At 70.8% G+C, this 18,613-nt stretch carries 18 protein-coding genes; 12 read left to right on the forward strand and 6 right to left on the reverse strand.

Annotation, left to right across the window (positions count from 1 at the left end):
• Positions 1 to 88 precede the first annotated feature (88 nt).
• Complete coding sequence (locus QWY80_RS16660) at positions 89 to 970, forward strand: NAD-dependent protein deacetylase (RefSeq protein ID WP_290233940.1); 882 nt, start codon at positions 89 to 91, stop codon at positions 968 to 970.
• Here the strand turns inward: QWY80_RS16660 and QWY80_RS16665 are convergent.
• The 3 genes from QWY80_RS16665 to QWY80_RS16675 all read right to left on the reverse strand — a co-directional run bounded on the left by QWY80_RS16665 (position 951) and on the right by QWY80_RS16675 (position 3,227).
• Positions 951 to 1,325, reverse strand: coding sequence for a translation initiation factor Sui1 (locus QWY80_RS16665; RefSeq protein WP_290233942.1), 375 nt, complete (start codon positions 1,323 to 1,325; stop codon positions 951 to 953). The two genes, QWY80_RS16660 and QWY80_RS16665, sit on opposite strands and share 20 nt — an antisense overlap.
• A 79-nt stretch (positions 1,326 to 1,404) precedes the next feature.
• Positions 1,405 to 2,094 (reverse strand): HAD-IA family hydrolase, encoded by a 690-nt coding sequence (locus QWY80_RS16670; protein ID WP_290233944.1) that lies wholly within the window; start codon positions 2,092 to 2,094, stop codon positions 1,405 to 1,407.
• Positions 2,095 to 2,195: 101 nt separating this feature from the next.
• Complete coding sequence (locus QWY80_RS16675; protein WP_290233946.1) at positions 2,196 to 3,227, reverse strand: LacI family DNA-binding transcriptional regulator; 1,032 nt, start codon at positions 3,225 to 3,227, stop codon at positions 2,196 to 2,198.
• Positions 3,228 to 3,364: 137 nt separating this feature from the next.
• Between QWY80_RS16675 and ltnD the strand changes: the two genes are divergently transcribed.
• From ltnD to QWY80_RS16725, 10 genes are all read left to right on the forward strand, one after another.
• Positions 3,365 to 4,300, forward strand: coding sequence for an L-threonate dehydrogenase (gene ltnD, locus QWY80_RS16680; protein WP_290233949.1), 936 nt, complete (start codon positions 3,365 to 3,367; stop codon positions 4,298 to 4,300).
• Positions 4,297 to 5,601, forward strand: coding sequence for a 3-oxo-tetronate kinase (gene otnK, locus QWY80_RS16685; protein ID WP_290233952.1), 1,305 nt, complete (start codon positions 4,297 to 4,299; stop codon positions 5,599 to 5,601). The genes ltnD and otnK overlap by 4 nt, the downstream gene beginning before the upstream one ends.
• A gap of 113 nt (positions 5,602 to 5,714) precedes the next feature.
• Positions 5,715 to 6,509 (forward strand): 2-oxo-tetronate isomerase, encoded by a 795-nt coding sequence (otnI, locus tag QWY80_RS16690; RefSeq protein WP_290233954.1) that lies wholly within the window; start codon positions 5,715 to 5,717, stop codon positions 6,507 to 6,509.
• A gap of 53 nt (positions 6,510 to 6,562) precedes the next feature.
• Entirely contained in the window at positions 6,563 to 7,528 is a 966-nt protein-coding gene (denD, locus tag QWY80_RS16695; RefSeq protein WP_290233955.1) for a D-erythronate dehydrogenase, read from the forward strand.
• 163 nt (positions 7,529 to 7,691) lie between these two features.
• A complete protein-coding gene (locus QWY80_RS16700; protein WP_290233957.1) occupies positions 7,692 to 8,693 on the forward strand; it encodes a TRAP transporter substrate-binding protein in 1,002 nt (333 codons plus the stop codon).
• Positions 8,694 to 8,752: 59 nt separating this feature from the next.
• The gene (locus QWY80_RS16705; protein ID WP_290233959.1) at positions 8,753 to 9,373 is read left to right on the forward strand and encodes a TRAP transporter small permease; all 621 of its coding nucleotides are present in this window, start codon (positions 8,753 to 8,755) and stop codon (positions 9,371 to 9,373) included.
• A complete protein-coding gene (locus tag QWY80_RS16710) occupies positions 9,370 to 10,644 on the forward strand; it encodes a TRAP transporter large permease (RefSeq protein WP_290233961.1) in 1,275 nt (424 codons plus the stop codon). Before QWY80_RS16705 ends, QWY80_RS16710 begins: the two co-directional genes overlap by 4 nt.
• Positions 10,645 to 10,670: 26 nt before the next feature.
• The gene (locus tag QWY80_RS16715) at positions 10,671 to 12,131 is read left to right on the forward strand and encodes an aldehyde dehydrogenase family protein (protein WP_290233963.1); all 1,461 of its coding nucleotides are present in this window, start codon (positions 10,671 to 10,673) and stop codon (positions 12,129 to 12,131) included.
• 24 nt (positions 12,132 to 12,155) lie between these two features.
• Positions 12,156 to 13,232, forward strand: coding sequence for a tartrate dehydrogenase (locus QWY80_RS16720; protein ID WP_290233966.1), 1,077 nt, complete (start codon positions 12,156 to 12,158; stop codon positions 13,230 to 13,232).
• 29 nt (positions 13,233 to 13,261) lie between these two features.
• Positions 13,262 to 14,155: an NAD(P)-dependent oxidoreductase gene (locus tag QWY80_RS16725; protein WP_290233969.1), complete on the forward strand. Its 894-nt coding sequence runs from the start codon at positions 13,262 to 13,264 to the stop codon at positions 14,153 to 14,155.
• A 61-nt stretch (positions 14,156 to 14,216) separates the two neighbouring features.
• On the opposite strand, the gene QWY80_RS16730 is transcribed toward QWY80_RS16725, so the two are convergent.
• From QWY80_RS16730 to QWY80_RS16740, 3 genes are read right to left on the reverse strand one after another with little or no spacing between them, the layout of a single operon-like run.
• Positions 14,217 to 15,557, reverse strand: a complete 1,341-nt coding sequence (locus tag QWY80_RS16730; RefSeq protein ID WP_290233971.1) for a four-carbon acid sugar kinase family protein — start codon at positions 15,555 to 15,557, stop codon at positions 14,217 to 14,219.
• Positions 15,554 to 16,822, reverse strand: coding sequence for a ribulose-bisphosphate carboxylase large subunit family protein (locus QWY80_RS16735; protein WP_290233973.1), 1,269 nt, complete (start codon positions 16,820 to 16,822; stop codon positions 15,554 to 15,556). Before QWY80_RS16735 ends, QWY80_RS16730 begins: the two co-directional genes overlap by 4 nt.
• A gap of 24 nt (positions 16,823 to 16,846) precedes the next feature.
• Positions 16,847 to 17,674, reverse strand: a complete 828-nt coding sequence (locus QWY80_RS16740) for a phosphogluconate dehydrogenase C-terminal domain-containing protein (RefSeq protein ID WP_290233975.1) — start codon at positions 17,672 to 17,674, stop codon at positions 16,847 to 16,849.
• A 201-nt stretch (positions 17,675 to 17,875) separates the two neighbouring features.
• On the opposite strand from QWY80_RS16740, the gene nanR reads away from it, so the two are divergent.
• Complete coding sequence (gene nanR, locus QWY80_RS16745) at positions 17,876 to 18,592, forward strand: transcriptional regulator NanR (RefSeq protein ID WP_290233977.1); 717 nt, start codon at positions 17,876 to 17,878, stop codon at positions 18,590 to 18,592.
• Positions 18,593 to 18,613 lie beyond the last annotated feature (21 nt).

The raw sequence follows: 18,613 nt of genomic DNA on the forward strand, positions 1-18,613 counted from the left end.
GGGTGGGATGCCGGGGTCGAGGGCCTATTCTAGACAAGCCGGGCCCTCGGGGGCCATGCTCTTTCGGCGCAGGCAGCGAGGCAGCGACATGACGGCAGCGATAGCGGGGCTCGCGCCCGGGCCCGAGACGGTGGCGGCACTGGGCGACTTCATCGACCACCATCCGCGGCTGGCGGTGCTCACCGGCGCCGGGATCAGCACCGCCAGCGGCATCCCCGACTACCGCGACGCGACCGGCGAGTGGAAGCGCTCGCCGCCCATGCAACACCAGCAGTTCATGGCCAGCCACGCCGCCCGCCAGCGCTACTGGGCGCGGGCCCTGGTGGGCTTCCGTGCGCTGGGCGAGGCGCACCCCAACCCGGCGCACCACGCCCTGGGGCGCCTCGAGGCGCTGGGCCGGGTGGCCGGGGTGATCACCCAGAACGTCGACGGCCTGCACCAGCGGGCCGGCTCGCGGCGGGTCGTCGACCTGCACGGGCGCGCCGACCGGGTGCGCTGCATGGCCTGTGGCGCCCGCCGCATGCGTCACGACCTGCACGCCGAGCTCGAGGCGCTCAACCCGCGCTGGATGACGACCGGCGCCGACGCCGCCCCGGACGGTGACGCCGACCTGGAGGCGGATTTCGCCGACTTCCGGGTTCCCGCCTGCACGCGCTGCGGCGATGGCATCTGGAAGCCGGACGTGGTGTTCTTCGGCGACAGCGTGCCGCGCCCCGTGGTGGAGCGGGCCTTCGCCCTGCTCGAGGCCAGCGATGCCCTGCTGGTGGTGGGCTCCTCGCTGATGGTCTATTCGGGGTTCCGCTTCGCCCGGGCCGCGGCCCGCGAGGGCAAGCCCATCGCCTGCCTCAACCTGGGGCGCACCCGCGCCGACGACCTCTATGCCCTCAAGGTGGCGGCGCCGGTGGAGGCCTCGCTGGCGGCCCTGCTGGCCCACTGCGAGGCGGCGACGCTCAGCCGCCCGCCAGCTTGACCCGGTAGCCGCGCGCCTCCAGCTCGGCCTTGAGCGACTCGCGGTGGTCGCCCTGGATCTCGATGACGCCGTCCTTGACGGCACCCCCGGTGCCGCAGCGCTTCTTCAGCGCCTTGGCCAGGGCCTTGAGCTCGTCGGCGGGCAGCGGCACGCCGCTGACGGTGGTGACGCCCTTGCCCTTGCGGCCGCTGGTCTCGCGGCGGATGCGCACGATGCCGTCGAGTGCGGCCAGGCGTGCCTGTTCCGCCTGCTCGGTGCAGCGGCAGTCGGCGATGGGTTGGCGGCATTCCGGGCAGGTTTCGCCGTGTTCGGTGGAGTAGACGAGGCCGCGCAGCTGGTCCTGGAGAGAGGCCATGAGGGAGGCTCCTGGCGAGTGGATGGTCACATGGCCGGGATGATAGCGCCTGGCACGATAGCGTGCAGCCGGTAAGGGGTCAGCGTGCGGCGACGGCGCGGGGAGCGAGATCGCGCACCAGCCGCGCCACGACGGTGGGTAACTGGAACATGCTGGTGATCGTGATCGCCCCCTCCGGGGTCTCCTCCACGTCCGGGAAGCGGTTGAGGTGGATCACCGTCATCTCCGCGGCCAGGGCGGCCCGTACGCCGACCACCGAGTCCTCGATGGCCAGGCAGCGCTCCGGGGGATAGCCCATCTCCCGGGCCGCGTGCAGGTAGAGGCGGGGGTCGGGTTTCCAGCAGTTGGCGCTGTAGGCGCTGAACAGGCGGTCGCCGAACAGGGTGTCGAGGCCGGTGGCCACCAGGGAGGTGCGGATCTTGTTCACCGGGCCGTTGGAGACCACCCCCATGGGGTAGTCGGCCAGGGCGGCGAGCGCCTCGGTGGCGCCGGTGATGGTGATGAGCTCGGTGGCCAGGCGCCGGTTCAGGTTGGCTCGCATGGCGGTCTCGAGCGGCTCCAGGGCCTGGGCGTCGACCGGGCCGTGGCGGCTCTCCAGTTCGGCGACGATGCGTCGGAAGCGGGCCCCGCGGAACTCGCCCATGTAATCGTCGGCCTCGAACGGTAGCCCCACGGCGTTCAGGGCGGAGGCCATTTCGTCGGCGAGCAGTGGCTCGCTGTCGACCAGGGTGCCGTCACAGTCGAAGAGCAGGCAGAGAGGGCGTGGCATCACCGAACCTCGCGGGCGTGGCCAAGGTGCATCGTCACTCCTAGTGTAAGCGTAGTCTGCGGACTTTGTGAACAGTGTTTCTCAAAAAACCTGCCCGGCGGTCAGGTACTTTCGCCGATGCGCAGTTCGAAGCCGACATCCTGTTGCCGCGCCTCGACCTCGTCCCCCGCCAGGCATCGCAGGACCTGCTCCGCGGCCAGACGTCCCATGGTACCCCGTGGGGAATGGATCGTGGTCAACCGCGGGGTGACGTGCTGGCCGAGGGGCAGGCCGTTGAACCCCGCGATGGCGACGTCCCCGGGAATGCGCAGGCCGAGGCGCAGGGCGTGGAGCAGGGCGCCGGTCGCCAGGTCGTCGTTGGCGAAGTGGATCGCCTCGGTGCGGGGGAAGCGCTCGCGGACCCGGTCCAGGCCCTGGGCCCCGGCCTCCAGGCTGCCCAGCCGGTCGAGCTCGAGGAGGCGGGGTTCCAGGCCGGCCGCCTCGAGCGTCGCCCGGTGCCCCGCATAGCGCATGCCGGCGCGGTAGTCGTCCGCCATGCGGGCGCCGACGTAGACGATGTCGCGATAGCCGCGCTCCAGCAGGTGCCGGGCCATGCGGCCGCCCGCCTCCCGGTGGTCCAGGCCCACGTTCAGGTTCAGGGCCTCGCCCAGTTCCATCACCTCCATCACCGGGCGGTCGCAGCCGGCGAGCAGCTCGCGGCACGCCGGGCTGTGCCTGAGCCCCGCGGTCACCAGGGCCGAGCAGGACCAGCCCAGGAAGGTCCGGACCAGCTGGTGCTCGCGTTCGATGTCGTAGTCGGTGTTGCCGAGCAGGATCTGGTAGCCGGCGGCCTCGAAGGTGGCCTGCAGGCCCTGGATGACCTCGATGAAGACGGCGTTGGCCAGGGAGGGGACGATCACGGCGATGAACCGCGAGCGCGCCGAGGCCAGGCTGCCGGCCACCAGGTTGGGCACGTAGCCGATGCGCTCCATGGCGTCGAGGATGCGCTGGCGGGTCGCCGCGTTGACGCGCTCCGGGTCATTCAGTGCCCGGGAGGCGGTGATGGGGGAGACGCCGGCCAGCTCGGCGACCTGGGAGAGGGTCGGCTGAGCGGAGCCGCGCCGGTGGCGTGAGTTGGGTTTCCGTTTAGACATTGGTCGCACCTTTCGCCCCCGGGCTTGCCGCCCGAATCCCGATCATCTACAACGATGATAGCGCTAACATGATAGCGCTACCAGTCATCATCCATCATTCAGTGGCAATCGACGCCATCTTCAGTGGGGAGTGCCAGGTGAGCCATCCAACCAAGAGCCCGCGTATCGGTGTCATCGGCCTGGGAGCCATGGGCAGGGGCACCGCGCTGGCCATGCATGAGCGCCGGCTGGACGTCACCGGCTGCGATATCGCCGACCAGGCCCGGCAGGCGTTCGAGGCCGAGGGCGGGCGCAGCGTCGCCACGCCGTCGGCACTGGCGGCGTGCGATATCGTGCTGCTGCTGGTGGTCAACGCCGAGCAGGTGGAGGCGGTGCTGTTCGGCGAACAGGGCGTGGCGGGGCGACTGGCGCCGGGGAGCCTGGTCATCCAGTGCGCCACCGTGGCGCCGGCCTTCGCCCGCGACCTCGGCGCCCGTCTCGACGCCATGGGGCTCGCCATGCTCGATGCCCCGGTGAGCGGTGGCGCTGCCAAGGCGCGCCGCGGCGAGCTGTCGGTGATGGCCTCCGGTGCGCCGGCGGCCTTCGAGCAGGCCGCGCCGGTGCTCGACGCCATGGCGGCCACCGTCTATCGGCTGGGCGATGCCGCCGGCGTCGGCTCCAGCATGAAGCTGGTCAACCAGCTGTTGGCCGGCGTGCACATCGCCACCGCCGCCGAGGCCATGGCGCTGGGCATCCGCCTGGGACTCGACCCGCAGACCGTCTATGAGGTGATCACCCACTCGGCGGGCAACTCCTGGATGTTCGAGAACCGCGTGCCGCACATCCTGGCGGGCGACTATACGCCGCTCTCGGCCGTGGACATCTTCGTCAAGGACCTCAACCTGGTGCACGAGACCGGCCGCGAGCTGGCCATGCCCACCCCGGTGGCATCCAGCGCCCTGCAGCAGTTCACCGCGGCCAGGGGCGCCGGCTTCGGCCGCGAGGACGACGCCGCGGTGATCAAGGTCTACCAGCGGCTGTCGGGCATCGCACTGCCCGAGGCCGCCAACGACGTCCACGGAGGTGAGGCATGAGCCTGGTGCTGGGCGCCGTCGCCGATGACTTCACCGGCGCCACCGACCTCGCCAACAACCTGGTGCGCGCCGGCATGCGCTGCGTGCAGACCATCGGCGTGCCCGACGTCGATCTCGACCTCGGCGACGTGGACGCCGTGGTGGTGGCGCTGAAATCCCGCTCCACGCCTGCCGAGCAGGCGGTAGCGGATTCGCTGGCGGCGTTGGCGTGGCTGCAGGGGCAGGGCGCCCGCCAGGTGTTCTTCAAGTACTGCTCCACCTTCGACTCCACCGACGCCGGCAATATCGGCCCGGTGGCCGATGCCTTGCTGGAGCGATCAGGGGGAACGCAGACGGTGATGGTGCCGGCCTTCCCGGCCAACGGCCGCACCGTCTACCAGGGCCACCTCTTCGTCGGCGACCGCCTGCTCAACGACAGCGGCATGCAGCACCATCCGCTCAACCCCATGACCGATGCCGACCTGGTGCGGGTGCTGGGCCGCCAGACGCCGCACCCGGTGGGCCTGGCCGCGCGCCCGGTGTTGGCCCAGGGCGCCGAGGCCACCCGTGCGCACCTGGAAGCGCTGGCCGCCGAGGGCGTGCGCCACGTGATCTGCGACACCCTGGACGAGGGCGACCTGGCCGTGCTGGCCGAGGCATTGGTGGATTATCCGCTGGTCACCGGCGGGTCGGGCCTCGGCCAGGCGCTGCCCGAGCAGTACCGCCGCCGCGGCTGGCTGGCCGAGGTGGCCGAGCCGGGCCGCCTGGCGCCGGCCGCCGGCGGCGCCCTGGTGCTCTCGGGTAGCTGCTCGCGAGCCACCCTGGGCCAGGTGGCGCACTTCCTCGAGCGTCATCCGGGCATCGCCCTGGACCCGCTCGCGCTCGCCGAGGACGACGCCCACCTGGAGGCGGCCCTGGCCTTCGCCCGCGCGCACCTCGCCACCGGCGGCCCGGTGCTGGTCTACGCCTCCGCCGCCCCGGCGCGGGTCAAGGCCGCCCAGGCGGCGCTGGGCGTCGAACGCGCCGGCGAACTGGTCGAACGGGCCCTGGGCCAGCTGGCTCGCACTCTGGTTGATGAGGGCGTGGGGCGCCTGGTGGTAGCCGGCGGCGAGAGCTCCGGCGCCGTGGTCTCGGCGCTGGGCATTCGCCAGCTGCGTATCGGTGACCAGATCGACCCCGGCGTGCCCTGGACCCAGGCGCCGCTGGCCGGCCGCGAGGCGCCGCTGTCGCTGGCGCTCAAGTCGGGCAACTTCGGCGGCGAGGCCTTCTTCTCGCGCGCCTTCGCGGTGCTGGACGAATTGACGGAGGGGAGCACGGCATGAGCGCCCACGACGAGACCCACCTGCGCAAGCGGATCGCACTGACTCCCGAGCAGGTGGCCGAGCTCGAGGCTCGCTTCCCCCGCGACTGACCCGATGCGAACAGGAAACCCACGATGATCCGACTGGCCGCCAACCTGAGCATGCTGTTCACCGAGCACGACTTCCTCGACCGCTTCGCGGCGGCCGCCGAGGCCGGCTTCCGCGGCGTCGAGTACCTGTTTCCCTATGCCCATCCCCCCGAGGCGCTGCGCGCGGCGCTGACCGATGCCGGCCTCGAGCAGGTGCTGTTCAACCTGCCGCCCGGCGACTGGGAGGGCGGCGAGCGGGGCCTGGCCAGCCTGCCGGGGCGCGAGGCGGAGTTCCGCGACTCGGTGGTGGAGGCGCTGCGCTACGCCGAGGCCCTGGGCTGCCCGCGGGTCCACGCCATGGCGGGGCTGCTGCCGGCGGATGCCGATGGCGAGGCGCGAGCCGCCCATCACGCCACTTATGTGGCCAACCTGCGCTTCGCCGCCCGCGAGGCGGCGAAGGCCGGCCGCGAGGTGCTGATCGAGCCCATCAATACTCGCGACATGCCCGGCTTCTTCCTGTCGCGCCAGGCCCAGGCCATGGCGGTACTGGAGGAGGTGGGCGAGCCCAACCTGGGCCTGCAGTTCGACCTCTACCATTGCCAGATCATGGACGGCGACCTGAGCCGCCACCTGGAGCGGCAGTTCGAGGCCATCGGCCATGTACAGATCGCCGGGGTGCCCGAGCGCCACGAGCCGGACGTCGGCGAGGTGCACTACCCGGCGCTGTTCGCACGGCTCGAGGCGCTGGGCTATGCGGGCTGGGTCGGCTGCGAGTACCGACCCGCCGGCGCGACCCGCGCGGGACTCGGCTGGGGGCAGGGTTTCGGGCTCCGACTCTAGGGGCCCGACCCCGCAGCAAACACCACAATGACAACCACAGGAAGCACGACACCATGCATATTGCCATCACCGGCGCGGCCGGCTTCCTCGGCCAGCGCCTGATCCGCCGCCTCCTGGAGCGCGGCGAACTCCAGGGCGAGCCGATCCGCCGGCTGACCCTGATCGACCAGGTCGAGGCCGCCACACCCGCGGTCGCCGGCGTCGAGGTGGACGCCCAGGCGCGCGACATCACCGCCCCCGGCGCCTTCGATGCCATGCTCGACGCCCGGCCCGACGTCATCTACCACCTGGCGGCGGTGGTGAGCTCCGCCGCCGAGGCGGACCTCGACCTGGGCCTGGCCGTCAACTTCGACGCCACCCGGGCCCTGCTCGAGGGCTGCCGTGCCCGTGGGCTCGCCGCCACCCGCCTGGTCATGGCCAGCTCGGTGGCCGCCTACGGCGGCGAGTTGCCCGAAACCCTCGACGACATGACCGCCCTGCAGCCGCAGAACTCCTACGGCACCCAGAAGGCGATGTGCGAGCTGTTGATCAACGACTACAGCCGTCGCGGCCTGGTGGACGGCCTGGTGCTGCGCCTGCCGACCATCGTGATCCGCCCCGGGCGGCCCAATGCCGCGGCCTCCAGCTTCGCCTCCAGCATCCTGCGCGAGCCTCTGGCGGGCGAAGAGGCGATCTGCCCGGTGCCCAGCGACCTGGAGCTGTTCGTGATGTCGCCCGGCCGGGTGGTCGAGGCCCTGGTGCACGGCGCCGAGGTCCCCGGTGAGTGCCTGGGGAGTTTCCGGGCCTTCATGTTGCCGGGCATCACCGTCAGCGTCGCCGGGATGATCGAGACGCTGCGCGAGGTCGCCGGCCAGGCGGCCGCGGAGCGCATCCGCCACGAGCCGGACCCGCGCATCCAGGCCATCGTCGGCAGCTGGCCGACCCGCTTCCACACCCGGCGCGCCGACGCCCTGGGCTTCCCGCGCGACACGGACTTCCGCGAGATCGTCGAGGCGTTCCTGGCCGACTCGGCGAGGTAGGCAGCCACCGTGACCGCCTGGCCGCCGACCCATGCGGCGCTTCTGCGACCATGGTCGTATTTGACAGAGTCAGGTGATTATCATGTCATTATACCAGTTTGCAGTACGCCGACGGCCACGGTCGTCGGTTCCCACCCAGCCGCAAACCCGAGGGGTTACAACAATGACCAAGCGCTTCGCTCGCAACACCCTGCATGCCGCCGTCGCCGGGGTCTCGACCCTGGCCCTGGCCGCCACCAGCCTGGGGGCCCTGGCCGCCCAGTCCGTCACCGTGGGACATACCACGTCCGACAGCTCGCACTACTCGGAGGGCATCGATGCCTTCGCCGCCAAGCTCGAGGAGCTCAGCGGGGGCGAGTTCACCGTGGCGGAGCATCCCTCCAGCGCCCTGGGCGGGGAACGCGCCATGATCGAGGGACTGCAGATCGGCACCATCGACATGGTCGTCACCTCGACCGGTCCGCTGGGCAATTTCGTGCCGGAGACCTATGTGCTCGACCTGCCGTTCCTGTTCGAGGACTACGACCAGGCGCGCTGCGTGCTGGACGGCGAGATCGGCCAGGATCTGCTCGACAGGATGGGCAACCACGACCTGGTGGGCCTGGCCTGGACCGAGAACGGCTTCCGCCACCTGACCAACAGCCAGCGCGACGTCCAGACCCCGGAGGATGCCAGCGGCCTGAAGATCCGCACCATGGAGAACGAGATGCACATGGCGGCCTTCCGCGAGATGGACGTGCATCCCACCCCCATGGCCTTCCCCGAGCTGTTCACCGCCCTGCAGCAGGGCACCGTGGACGGTCAGGAGAACCCCATCTCGGTGATCCTCACCGGCAACCTCTGGGAGGTGCAGGACCGCCTCTCGCTGACCGGCCACGTTTACTCGCCGGCGATCATGCTGGCCTCGCCGATCATGTGGGACGGCCTGAGCGATGAGGAGAAGGGCTGGTTCACCGAAGCCGCCCGTGCCGGGGCCGAGGCCACCCGCGCCATGGTCTCGCGGCTCGAGACCGAAGGGGTCGAGGAGCTCAAGGAGAAGGGCATGACGGTGGTCGAGGACATCGACAAGTCCCAGTTCCAGGAGGCCGTCGAACCCTCCTACCAGGTCTTCACCGACGAGTACGGCAGCGAGATGCTGGAGCGCATCCGCAACAGCAACTGCTGATCGCCCCGACCGCTGGCCCCGGTGCGTCCACCGGGGCCGGCCCCCGCAAGGTGAATGCCATGGTGGAACTCTTCCTGCGCAGCGAGCGCGTGCTGTCCCGAGTGGCCCTGATCGCGGCCGGACTGATGCTGGTCGTCTCGGTGACCACCGGCTTCTATCAGGTGCTGACGCGATTCGTCTTCGATGCGCCCTCGACCTGGTCGGAAGTGGTGGCGCGGTCGTCGATGATCTGGTGCGTCTTCCTCGCCGCCGCCGCCTGTTTCCGCGGTGGCTACATGATGTCCGTGGAGGTCATCTACAAGCTGATCCCCGAGCGCCGCCTGCTCCTGCTCGAGGCGGCGATCGCCCTGGGCTGCCTCATCGCCCTGGCCGTGCTGGTCTACTACGGCACCGCCATGACCTTCCGGGTCCGCAACCAGATGCTCTCGGGCCTGGGGATCTCCATCTCCTGGGTCTATGCGGCCATCCCCATCGGCGCCGGCTTCTCGGTGATAGCGGTGGTGGCCCGCCTGCTGGCCCAGGCCACCGGGCGTGAGACCGTCGGGCTGGCCGACGTCGAGGCCGAGGCGCCGCCCCGGGAGACGACGCCATCGGGTATCGAACCCGCCACGCCGGCGCCATCCGCGACGCTGCCGAACGGCGACGATCCCGCTCAACCGACTCGGAGGTCCGGCCAGTGAATCTCGCCATCGGTCTGTCGCTGATCATCTTCTTCGCCCTCGGCGTGCCCATCGCCGTCTCCATCCTGCTGGCCTCGATCATCGGCATCGAGTTCTTCACGCGCTTCCCGCTGCTGATGGTGCCCCAGCAGATGTTCGTGGGCATCGACAACTTCCCGCTGATGGCGATCCCCTTCTTCATCCTGGCCGGCAACCTGATGGCCGCCGGCGGCATCTCGCAACGCCTGGTGGACCTGGCCAAGTCGCTCGTCGGCGGCCTGCAGGGCGGCCTGGCGATGACCTGCGTGCTGACCTGCATGCTGTTCGCCGCGGTGTCGGGCTCCAGCGTGGCGACCACCTTCGCCATCGGCTCGATCCTGATCCCGGCCATGGTGCGCCACGACTATCCACGGCCGCTGGCGGCCTCCATCCAGGCCTCGTCGTCCGAACTCGGCGTGCTGATTCCGCCGTCGATCCCGCTGATCCTCTACGGGGTCAGCACCGATACCTCCATCGGCCGGCTGTTCATCGCCGGCATCGGCCCGGGGCTGCTGATCGGCGGGGCCCTGCTGGTGTTCCTCTACCTGTTCTGCAAGGTGCGCGGCTACGGCCTGCGCGACCGGGACGACCGGGTGCCCTTCACCGCTGCCTTCCGGCGCGCCTGGGCGGCCATGCTGATGCCGGTGGTGGTGATCGGCGGCATCTATGGTGGGGTCTTCACCCCCACCGAGGCCTCGGCGGTGGCGGTGGTCTATGCGCTGGTCGTCGGCGGCCTGGTCTATCGCGAGCTGGCCTGGTCGGAGCTGTGGCCGATCCTGCGCCAGAGCGTCATGGCCACCGCCACGGTGATGCTGATCATCTCCGCGGCGGCGCTGTTCAGCTTCCTGATCAGCCGCTCCGGGCTGCCGTCCCAGGTGGCCGACTGGGTGAGCCTGGTATTCGAGAGCCCGATCACCTTCCTGCTGGCGGTCAACGTCATGCTGCTGATCATCGGCATGTTCGTCGAGACCTCGGCGGCGATCCTGGTGCTGGCGCCGATCTTCACCCCGATCGCCGTGCAGTACGGCATCGACCCGGTGCATTTCGGGCTGATCATCGTGGTCAACCTGGCGCTGGGCATGTTCACCCCGCCGCTCGGCGTCAACCTGTTCGCCGCCTGTGCGGTGGCCAGGCTGTCCATCGACCAGTTGATCCCCTGGCTGCTGCGCTTCGTGCTGGTCGTGCTCGCCTGCCTGATGGCGATCACCTACATGCCCTGGATCTCGATGGGGCTGGTCGACCTTCTCTACTGACAATGACAAGCACAGGAGTCCTTCACATGGCAGCACCCCCTTCCATGCCCCGCAGCCAGGCACTGATCGGCGGCGACTGGGTGACGACCCAGGCGACCCTGGAGGTCGAGGCGCCGGCACGCGGCGAGGCGATCGCCCGCATTGCGCGCAGCCAGGCGGTGGACGTCGACGCGGCGGTCCAGGCCGCCGGCCAGGCCATCGCCGGCCAACTGGGAAACTGGGCCGACTGGAACGCCCGCCGGCGCAGCGAGTGGCTGCTGGCCTTCGCCGCGGCCATCGAGGCCGACCACGAGCGGCTCGCCGCCCTGGAGTGCGCGGATACCGGCAAGCCGATGACCCAGGCCCGCGGCGACATCACCGCCTGTGCCCGCTACTTCCGCTTCTACGGCGGGGCCGCCGACAAGCTGCACGGCGAGACGATCCCCTTCGAGAACGACTTCGCCGTGATGACCCTGCGCGAGCCCTACGGCGTCTGCGCCCAGATCATCCCCTGGAACTATCCCGCCCAGATCTTCGGGCGCTGCGTGGCGGCGGCCCTGGCGGCCGGCAACACGGTGGTGCTCAAGCCCGCCGAGGACGCCTGCCTGAGCGTGCTGCGCCTCGCCGAGCTGGCCCTGGAGCGGGGGCTGCCGCCCGGCGTGCTCAACGTGGTGCCGGGGCTCGGCGGCGAGGCGGGGGCCGCGCTGTCGGCGCATCCCGCCATCGATCACCTCTCCTTCACCGGCTCGCCGGAGACCGGCACCCGGGTGGCCCAGGCCGCGGCGGTGCATCACGTGCCGGTGACCATGGAACTGGGCGGCAAGTCGCCGCAACTCCTCTTCGCCGATGCCGACCTGGAGGCGGCGCTGCCCTTCGTGGTGCGCGGCATCATCCAGAACGCCGGCCAGACCTGCTCCGCGGGGAGCCGCCTGCTGGTGCAGCGCGATATCGCCGACGAGGTGCTGGAACGCCTGGCCGCGCGGTTCGAGACCCTGCGCTGCGACGCCGGTGAGGCGGATGCCGATTGCGGGGCGCTGATCAACGCCCGGCAGAAGGCCAAGCTGGAGGCGCGCCTGGAGGCGGCCCGCGCCGACGGCATTCGCACCCTGGCCCACGGGCGCCTGGCGGAGGGGGCGCCGGCGGGCGGCCACTACGTGGTGCCCCAACTGCTGACCGACATCCCCGAGGGCCATGCGGTGCTGCGTGAGGAGCTGTTCGGGCCGGTGCTGGCGGTGCAGGTCTTCGCGGACGAGGCCGAGGCCCTGGCCCAGGCCAACGGCACCGACTTCGGCCTCTGCGCGGGCATCTGGACCCGTGACGGCGGCCGCCAGCTGCGCCTGGCCAAGGGCGTGCGCAGCGGCCAGGTGTTCGTCAACAACTACGGGGCCGCGGGTGGCATCGAACTGCCGTTCGGCGGCGTCGGCCGCTCCGGCCACGGCCGCGAGAAGGGCTTCGAGGGCCTGAAGAGCTACACGCGGCTCAAGACGGTGGCGATCCGCCACGGCTGATCCACCCCAACCGGGAGACACCACATGACCCACAAGATCGCGGTACTGGCGGGGGATGGCATCGGACTCGAGGTCGTGCCCCAGGGCCTGAGGGTGCTGGAGGTGGCGGCGCGCCGCTTCGACCTGCCGCTGGAGTTCGAGCACTTCGACTTCGCCAGCTGCGCCTACTACAGGGAGCACGGCGACATGCTGCCGGACGACTGGCACACGACGCTGTCGCGGTTCGATGCCATCTTCTTCGGTGCCGTGGGCTGGCCCGACACCGTACCCGACCACGTCTCGGCCTGGGGCTCGCTGCTCAAGTTCCGGCGCGCTTTCGACCAGTACGTCAACCTGCGGCCGTGCCGGCTGATGCCGGGGATCGAGAGCCCGCTCAAGGGCCGCGAGCCCGGCGACATCGACTTCCTGGTGGTGCGCGAGAACACCGAGGGCGAGTACTCGCGGCTCGGCGGGCGCGCCTTCGAGGGCACCGACCGCGAGGTGGTGTTGCAGGAGACGCTGATGACCCGCACCGGGGTCGACCGGGTGCTGGACTACGCCTTCGAGCTGGCCCGCTCGCGGCCCCGGCAGAAGCTCACCTCGGCCACCAAGTCCAACGGCCTGTCGATCTCGATGCCCTACTGGAACGAGCGGGTGGCGGCGATGCGGGCGAACTACCCCGATGTCGAGGTCGACCAGTACCACATCGACATCCTCACCGCCCACTTCGTACTGCACCCCGACTGGTTCGACGTGGTGGTGGCCAGCAACCTGTTCGGCGACATCCTCTCCGACCTGGGGCCGGCCTGTACCGGCACCATCGGCATCGCCCCCTCGGGCAACATCAATCCCACCCGCGAGTATCCGAGCCTGTTCGAGCCGGTCCACGGCAGCGCCCCGGACATCGCCGGGCAGGGCATCGCCAACCCCATCGGCCAGATCTGGTGCGGCGCCATGATGCTCGAGCACCTCGGCGAGGCCGAGGCCGGCGCGGCGATCGTCGGCGCCATCGAGACGGTGCTCGCCCAGGGCGACCCGGCGGTGCTGACCCCCGACCTCAAGGGCAGCGGCACCACCGAGACCCTGGGGCGGGCTGTTGCCGCGGCCCTGGAGGCCGGCTGAACAACGAATCCATCGACGGGAGAGCTTCCATGAGCAAGCAGTATCGGGTCGGCATGGTCGGCGTGGGGCTGATGGGCCACGGCATCGCCGCGAGCCTGTTGCGCGCCGGCCACCGGCTGAGTTTCCTCGACCACCCCGGCAACCAGCCGGTCGATGACCTGCTGGCGGCCGGCGCGGAGCGCCGGTCGAGTGGCCGGGAGGTCGCCTTGGACGCCGAGGTGGTGATCCTCTGCGTCACCGGCACGCCCCAGGTGGAGAGCGTGCTGTTCGATGCCGGCGGGGTGCTGGAGGGACTGCAGGCCGGCAGTGCGGTCGTCGACTGCTCGACGGCGATTCCGCGCTCCACCGAGGCGATCGCCGGGCGCATCGCCGCGGCCGGCGGCCGGTTCATGGACGCCGCCATGACCCGTACCCCCAAGGAGGCCGCCGAGGGGCGCCTCAACCTGATCGTCGGCGCCGCCGACGAGCTGTTCCGTGACCTGCGGCCACTGCTCGAGAGCTTCTCGGAGCATATCACCCACGGCGGGCCGGTGGGCGCGGGCCACAAGCTCAAGCTGCTGCACAACTATGTGTCGCTGGGCTTCACCGCGGTACTCGCCGAGGCCGCCGCGGCCTCGCGCCGCGCCGGCATCGACGACGCCGTCTTCCTCGAGGTGCTCGGCAACGGCGGTGGCGGTGGGGTGGTGCTGGAGCGCCTGCGCCCCTTCATCGTCGCCGAGGACCCCTCGGGCTTCCGCTTCAGCCTCGCCAACTCCCTCAAGGACGTCGGCTACTACCACGCCATGGCCGAGGACCTGGGCGCGGCCCGCGGCGTCGCCGAGGCCATCGACGCCCTGTATCGCGACATCAACGACTGCGGCCACGGCGAGCGGCTAGTGCCCGAGCTGGTGGCCCTACTGGGCGAGGGAAGCGGGAAGCCGTAAGAGGGAAGAGGGGCGCGAGGGGAGCCCGGCGCCGGCTTGCGCCGGCGCCATTCATTGGGTGTCAATCGAGGTCGGCGTCGCGGATTCGCCCGAAGTAGGCGTCGTCGCCGACCTGGCCGCCCTTGAAGGCGATCTGCAGGCCGTCGAACGCGGGGTCGGCGCTGTGCGCGGTGCACAGCGGCGAGCCCGGCGTCTGCGGCAGCGGCAGGCAGGTGGTCAGCGCCTGGATGCCGAGTTCCTGGATGGCGTGGCTCGAGGTGTCGCCGCCGGCGACCACCACCCGGGTCAGGCGCTGGTCGCGCACCAAGTCGCGCAGCAGGCCGCCCAGCCGTCGACCGATGGCATGCGCGGCGTCGCCGTCGGGCAGGGTCGCCAGGCCGTTCTCTGGCCCCAGCGCGGTGTAGAGCACCACGCTGCGCCCCGCTTCAAGCGCTGCCTGTGCCTGCTCGCGGGCCGTTTCCAGTGCGGCCGCGGCCTGGTGATCGTCGGCCAGCTGCGCCGCATCCACCCGAATGCCTTCAAAGCCGTTCTCTTCGGCCCAGCGAATCTGGCGGGCGGTGGTCTCGGAGCAGCTCCCCGAGACCACGGCGAGGCGCTCCACCGGGCCCGGATCGTCGAAAGTGGGCGCCGCCTCGACCAGCCCCTGGCGGCGCCACTCCGCGAGCAGGGCGTACTCGACCCCCGAGGAGCCGACCACGAAGCCGCCACTCGGCGGCCGGGAGCGCCACAGCTGGCGCCCCACCGCCGCCTGGCTGGCGGGATCCAGCACGTCGTAGAGCAGCGCGGCGTGATTGGCGCGGGCGGCGTCGACCCGGGCATCGACCTCGGCGTCGGCCAGGGTCACCGGGTCGATCAGGCCGATGTCGAGCTCGGTCTGCTCGCCCAGGTGGCGGCGCAGGTCGGCCTCGTGCATCGGCGTCACCGGATGCCGCGCCATGATCGGGTGGCGGTCGATGCGATATACCTCGCCCCGGTAGGCGGCGAACAGCTGGCCGAAGGCGGTGTAGCGGCGCAGTTGCGGCGCGCCGACCACGATCGGCACGCCGTCCTGGTCGTGGAGGCGCCGGCCGATCTCCAGGGCGCGGCCGATGCTGCCGATCCCGGGGGCGCTGTCGAAGGTCGAGCAGGTCTTGTAGTGGCACAACGCCGCGCCGCGCTCGCGCAGCCAGGCCAGCGCCGGGGTCAGGTGGCGCTCCATCCAGGCCGGCGTCTCGCTGCGGCTGGTGCCGGCCAGGCCGATGGCCCGGCAGTGGCGGAAGCGCGCCAGTTGGGCGTCATCGGGGATGGCGGTGAACAGCACGGTATCGACGCCCTGGCCGGCGAGGGCCTCCATGACGTCGGTGGAGCCGGTCAGGTCGTCGCCGTAGTAGGCGATCAGCGGGGCGGTGTCGGTCGGTGTCATCGGCGGAAGGTCTCCAGGGCGCGGGCGAGCTCGCGGTGCTCGCGGGCGTAGGCGTCGACGTCCAGGCCCGCCACGGCGGCCTCCCAGGCCTGGCGCAGGCTCCTCACCCCGGCGCCGATGCCGTCGGGATGGGCCATGATGCCGCCGCCGGCGCAGAAGATCAGGTCGGTGCTGGCGATGGCGGCGTAGGTGTCGGCGGCCTGGTCGGCGGTCTGGCCGGAGGAGAACACCGGCATCACCTGGCAGCCCGAGGCGGGCGGGGCGAACATCGGCGTCAGGCAGGTGCGGGCGCTGGCGATCACGCTGGCGTCGTCCTCGCTGAACTTGTTGCGCAGGCCGTTGACGTGGATGTGGTCGACCCCGGCCAGACGCCACAGCTTCTGGTAGGCCACGAAGCTCATGCCCAGGTGCGGCGAGCGGCTGAACAGCCCCCAGCCGGCGCGGTGGCCGTGCAGCGCCACCCGGCAATGGCGGCGCAGCTGGGTCACCCCGGCGAGGCCGACGGCGTTCAGGGCGACCATCACGCAGCTGCCGCCGGCGGCGACCACATAGTCGTGGTGCTCGCGCATCTCGTCGGCCTCGCCGGTGATGTTGAAGGCGTACATCACCCGGCGCCCGGTGCGCTCGGCGTGCTCGCGGATCACCGGCATCACGGCGTCGACCCGCGCCTTGAGCGGGTTGTGCGGGCCGTTGGCCTGCAGCTCGTCGTCCTTGATGAAGTCGATGCCGCCTTCCACCAGCTCGCGGACCACTTCGGCGGTGGCCGCCGGGGACAGCCCCACGCTGGGCTTGATGATGGTGCCGATCAGCGGCCGCTCGGGGATGCCGGTCAGCTCGCGGGTGCCGGCCACGCCGAACTGCGGGCCGGGGTAGGCCTCGGCGAAGGGCGCCGGCAGCGTCAGGTCGAGCAGCTTGAGCGCCGAGAATTCCTTGAGCTCGAAGAGGTTGCCGGCCACCGTCGCGACCAGGGTGGGCAGCGAGGGCCCGAGGTTGGCGAGCGGCCAGGAGAGGGTGACCCGAGCCCGCCGGTAGACCGGGGTGCCGGCCCCGGCCGGTGGCGCCGGGATCGGCAGCGACGGCGAGTCGAGGCTCTCCAGCGGTTCGATGTGCTCGACCCGCGCGCCGTGTGCCTCGCGCAGCGCGTCGGTCTCGCCGGCCAGGCGGGTGAAGGTGCCGCAGGACTGCTCCCCGGCCATCACCTCGGCGGCGCGCTCCAGCGGGTAGGGGGTCTCGATCAGGTAGCTGGCGAGGATGCGATCGCTCATGGGTCGATCTCTCTCAAGTGAGGCTCAGGTGATGCGGCGGATGCTCTCGGCGATCTCGTCGGGCTCGAAGACGCGCTTCCAGTCGTCGCGCATCAGCATCGGCTTACCGTTCTCGATGGCCTTGTTGCAGGCATCGGAGAAGGCGCCGGGCTGCACGTCGAAGGTCACCGCGCCGAGGATGTTCATGTGGCCGAGCAGGAAGTCGCGGGCGCACTCCTCGGAGACGCCGCGGCGCACCACCTCGTCCATGGCCTCGCGCATCACCGCCAGCAGGGTGGCGCAGACGGTCTCGGAGAGCCCCGGTTCGAGCAGCGCCATCTGCTCGACGCTGACCCGGTGGGAGCGACCCACGGGGGCGTAGATGGTCCGCGCCACCGCCTCGCCCAGGGCGTAGCTTTCCTCCGGGCCCTGCATCAGCGCGCTGACGATGTGCTGGGTGGCCTTGTAGCCGCCGAAGTAGTCGCGCTTGGCCTCGAGCTCGGTCTCGTCGTTGAAGATCGACGGGTGGCAGGGGTGGCTGACGAAGTACACCAGGTCCTCGCGCTCGGGCAGGTGCCCGGCGAAGGGGGCCGCGGCGTCCAGGGTGACGAGCATGCTGCCGCTCTCCATCAGTGGCGAGAGCTGGTGGGAGATCTTGCCGATCAGGGTGTCGGGGACGGCGAGGATGACCACCTCGGCGCCGGGCACCGCCTGCTCGGCGTCGACGCAGTCGATGCCCAGCTCCTCCTCGAGGCGGCTGCGGCCGGCCTCGCTGACCTCGACGTGGCGGACCTCGAACTCCGAGGGCTTCAGGTTGCGGGACAGGCGGAAGCCCATCTTGCCGCCGGCACCGATCAACGCAATGGTGGTCATGTGAATCTTCCTCGCTGCTGGGTGGTGGTTTCGTGGGGAGCGCAGAGTCTCCTTAAGGGGGCATATTGCCGGCCAACTGGTATAATGACATGATAATCACCTGACCCTGTCAAATACGACCATGGTCGCAGGAGCGCTGTCCGGCGGTGTCCGCAATGCGTAAGCTGCGTTCCTGCTGCCCCTGAGGAAGGTCCACGACCCATGAGTGATGCCCTGAAGATCAGCCGTCGCAAGCTGTCCGATGACGTCTTCGATCGGCTCTATGCCATGCTGCTCAAAGGCGATTATGCGCCCGGTGAACACCTGCCGTCGGAGCGCGAACTGATGGAGCTGTTCGGGGTGGGGCGGCCGGCGATCCGCGAGGCGATGCAGTCGCTCGAACGCCTGGGCCTGGTGGCGATCCAGCATGGCCAGCGGCCGCGGGTGACGGCGCCCACCGCCGAGGGGCTGCTGTCGCAGATCGAACTGACGGCCATGCACATGCTGTCGAGCTCGCCGCAGTCGCTGGAGCACCTCAAGGAGGCGCGCGCCTTCTTCGAGCTGGGCATGGTGGCGCGGGCCGCGCGCACGGCCGGCGAGGCGGACATCGCCCGCCTGGAGGAGGCGCTGGAACGCCAGCGTGGCGAGCTGAACCGGGACGCCGGGGCCTTCATCGAGGCCGACATGGCCTTCCATCGGATCATCGCCGAGACCACCGGCAATCCCATCTTCATCGCGGTGAGCCACGCCATGCTCGACTGGCTGGCCCACTTCCATACCGCGATGCTGCACTGGAAGGGCAACGAGCACATCACCCTCGAGGAGCACGAGCGCATCCTCGACGCCATCCGCCGCCACGACGAGGCGGCGGCGGTGGGCGAGATGCGCGCCCACCTCGACCGGGCGCGGGCCCTCTATATGGCGGGGCAGGGCGGCTGAAGGAGCCGGACGACCGCGACC

It is taken from the genome of Halomonas ramblicola (genome assembly GCF_030409215.1).
Classification (GTDB): Bacteria; Pseudomonadota; Gammaproteobacteria; order Pseudomonadales; family Halomonadaceae; genus Halomonas; species Halomonas ramblicola.